The organism is Protofrankia sp. CiP1_Cm_nod2 (genome assembly GCF_920664355.1).
Taxonomy (GTDB): domain Bacteria; phylum Actinomycetota; class Actinomycetes; order Frankiales; family Frankiaceae; genus Protofrankia.
In genome coordinates, this window is record NZ_CAKKTL010000169.1 from 9,552 (window position 1) to 12,179 (window position 2,628).

1 protein-coding gene is annotated in these 2,628 nt (G+C 74.5%); it reads left to right on the plus strand.

Annotated elements, in window-relative coordinates; all coding sequences use genetic code 11:
- Positions 1-2,628, plus strand: a 2,628-nt coding sequence (locus NBW84_RS17365; RefSeq protein WP_445548750.1) for a SpvB/TcaC N-terminal domain-containing protein, incomplete at both ends; no start/stop codon positions are given.

Sequence of the window (2,628 nt, forward strand, 5' to 3'; positions counted from 1 at the left end):
GTCCGGCCGCCGCCGTGTCACGACAGGCCGCGCCGCCCGGGCCACCGGTTGACCCGCTGAAGCTGACCCTGCCCAGGGGCGGGGGCGCGCTGCGCGCCATGGGCGAGAAGATGAACCCGGTGTCGACGCACGGCACGGCGGGATTCTCGGTTCCCGTGCCGGTGCCGCCGGGGCGCGGCGGTCTGCGTCCCGAGCTCACGCTGGCCTACTCGTCGGCGGCGGGTAACTCGGTGTTCGGTCTCGGCTGGGACATCGGCCTGCCGTCGGTGACCCGCGGGACCGAGAAGGGGCTGCCGCGCTACCTCGACGACGACCGGTTCGTGCTCGCGGGCGCGGAGGACCTGGTGCCGGTGGACGGCGGTGCCGGCCTGGTGCCCGCGGCGGCGCCGGCCGCCGTCCCGTTCGGCGGCAGCGGTGTGCTGACGTTCCCGGCCCGGTTCCGGCCGCGGACGGAAGGCGCGTTCGCCCGGATCGAACGGCACGCCGTCGCCGGCAGCGGGGAGACGTTCTGGTCGGTGCTGTCCGCGGGGAACGTGCTGACCGTGTTCGGCCGGAGCGCGCAGGCCCGGGTCAGCGACCCCGACGATCCCGGCCGGGTGTTCGAGTGGCTGGTCGAGGACGTCTTCGACGACCGCGGCAACCGCGTGCACTACCGCTATGTGGCCGACGACGACGCCGGGGTGGACACGACGGCGGCGCACGAGACGCACCGGGCGGGCCGTCCGCAGGCCCGGCGGTACCTCAAGGAGATCGCCTACACCGTCGGCACGCCGGTGGCCGACCGGTTCACCGCGCCGCTGATCGACCATGCCGACCCGCACTGGCGCGCCGCGTTCCGCTTCCTCGTCGTCTTCGACTACGGCGACCACGGCGATCGCGACGACCACGGGGGCCCGGCCGGCCCGCTGCCCACCCGGGCGTGGCCGGCGCGGGCCGACGCCTTCTCGTCCTACCGCTCCGGGTTCGAGATCCGCACGCGGCGCAGATGCGAGCGGATCCTGGTCTTCCACCAGTTCCCGGCCGAGCTCGGCGTCCCGGCCAGCCTGGTCAGCGCGACGGAGCTGGGCTACGGGGAAGCGGGCTCCCCGGACGGGGCGGGCTCCCCCGGCGGTGGCGCCTCCGACGGGCTCGTGGCCACCCTCCGTTCGATCACCCAGGTCGGCTACGGCGGTGACACCGGGATCGACGGCGGCGACGGTGGCGGCGACGGTGGCGGCGACGGTGGCGGCGACGGCGGCGCGGCCGGTCCTGGCGCGGGCGGTCCGGTCGCGGGCGCCGGCGCTGGTGCCGGCCAGCGGCTCCCTCCGATCACGTTCCGTTATCGTCAGTGGGCGCCCTCGCCGCGGGTCCGTGAGCTCCCCAAAAGCTCCTACGACGGCCTGCCGGCCGGGCTCATGCCGCCGTACCAGTGGGTGGATCTCGACGCCGACGGCGCGGCCGGGGTCCTCGTCCAGGCGGGCGGTGGCTGGCAGTACCGGTCGAACCTGGGTGCGGGCACGCTCGCCCCGCCCCGGCCGGTGCACGCGCACCCACAGTCACCGCCTGACGTCCAGCCGTCGTTCGGCCACCTCTTCGGCGACCACCGGCTCACCGTCCTGGTCCGGGACGGTCGCACGCCCCGCTATTCGGTACGTGACCCGGACGGCCAGCGGTGGGCGCCGTTCGCCACGTTCCCGCGGCATCCGGTGCTGGACTGGGACGATCCCGACCTCCGCCAGGTCGACCTGGACGGGGACGGGCTGCCCGACCTGCTGCGCACACTCGGTGACACGCTGGAGTGGTATCCCTACCTGGGCCAGGAAGGCTGGGACACCGCCCGCCGGGTCACCCTCGGCCCGGACGAACGCCGCGCGCCGACGGTCGTCCTCCGCGACGCCCGGCACGCGGTGTTCCTCGCGGACATGTCCGGTGACGGCCTCGAGGACCTGGTACGGGTCGGCGACGGCGCGGTCCGCTACTGGCCGAACCTCGGCTACGGCCGGTTCGGCCCGATGGTGACGATGTCGCGGCCACCGTCCTTCGACCCGTACGACGAGTTCGACCCGGCCCGTGTGCACCTGGTGGACGTCGACGGCACCGGCCCGGCGGACCTGGTCTACGTCGGCCGGCGCGGCGTGTCGTACTGGCCGAACCTGGCCGGTAACCGGTGGGGAGCCGAGTTCACCATCACCGGGCTGCCGGTGGCGGACCACGTGGCGTCGGTGGCGTTCGTCGACCTGTTCGGCGCCGGGACGCGCTGCCTGGTCGTCTCCTCGTCGCTGCCGGACGCGGCCGGTGTCTCGCTGCGCTACGTCGACCTCATGCCGGATGGCAAGCCGTACCTGCTGACCGGGGTGGACAACCACCGCGGGCTCACCACCGAGATCACGTACAGCACGTCCACCCGGTACGCGCTCGCCGACCGCCGCGCCGGCCGGCCGTGGCGCACCCACCTGCCGTTTCCCGTCCACGTCGTCGCCGCCGTCACGACCACCGAGCACACGACCGGGGTGGCCACCACCCGCTCGTACCGTTACCGGGACGGGTACTTCGACGTCGCCGACCGGGAGTTCCGCGGTTTCGGGTACGTGGAGGTGGCCGACGTCGACCGGTACACCGCCCTGTTACCGGCCCCCGACAGCCCCGGCG